Source organism: Nocardioides sp. GCM10027114, from assembly GCF_042659625.1.
Classification (GTDB): domain Bacteria; phylum Actinomycetota; class Actinomycetes; order Propionibacteriales; family Nocardioidaceae; genus Nocardioides.
In genome coordinates this window covers 1-551 of sequence record NZ_JBHSSS010000031.1, presented here as the reverse complement: position 1 = coordinate 551, position 551 = coordinate 1, and the positions used below count along the sequence as shown (strand labels likewise).

Sequence of the window (551 nt, the reverse complement as noted above, 5' to 3'; positions counted from 1 at the left end):
CGCGTCGCAGCCTCACCCTTACACCTACGGGACTCTCACCCTCTACGGTGCCACGTTCCAATGGGCTTCAACTTCAGATGAGGTTTCTTACTGCGTGAACGGCCGGCAGACCACTCCACACGCTCCCACAACCCCCCATGCGCAACCCCTGCCGGGTATCACACGCACGAGGTTTAGCCTCTTCCGATTTCGCTCGCCACTACTCTCGGAATCACTTTTGTTTTCTCTTCCTGTGGGTACTGAGATGTTTCACTTCCCCACGTTCCCTCCACACGCCCTATATATTCAGGCGCGGGTAACTGGACATGACTCCAGCTGGGTTTCCCCATTCGGAAATCCCCGGATCACAGCTCGGTTGCCAACTCCCCAGGGCTTATCGCAGGCTCCTACGTCCTTCATCGGCTCTTGATGCCAAGGCATCCACCATGTGCCCTTCGTAGCTTGTCTCACAAACACAACACAACACACTACAAAGATGCTCGCGTCCACTATGCAGATCTCAAACAACAACCCCACCAACCCCCCGACACAGAACAACCGTTCCGCACGGG

1 rRNA gene is annotated in these 551 nt (G+C 56.1%); it reads right to left on the bottom strand.

Going from position 1 to position 551, the window contains the following annotated elements:
- A 23S ribosomal RNA gene (locus tag ACFP2E_RS18550) occupies positions 1 to 447 on the bottom strand; the annotation flags it as partial.
- Between the last annotated feature and the right edge of the window lie 104 nt (positions 448 to 551).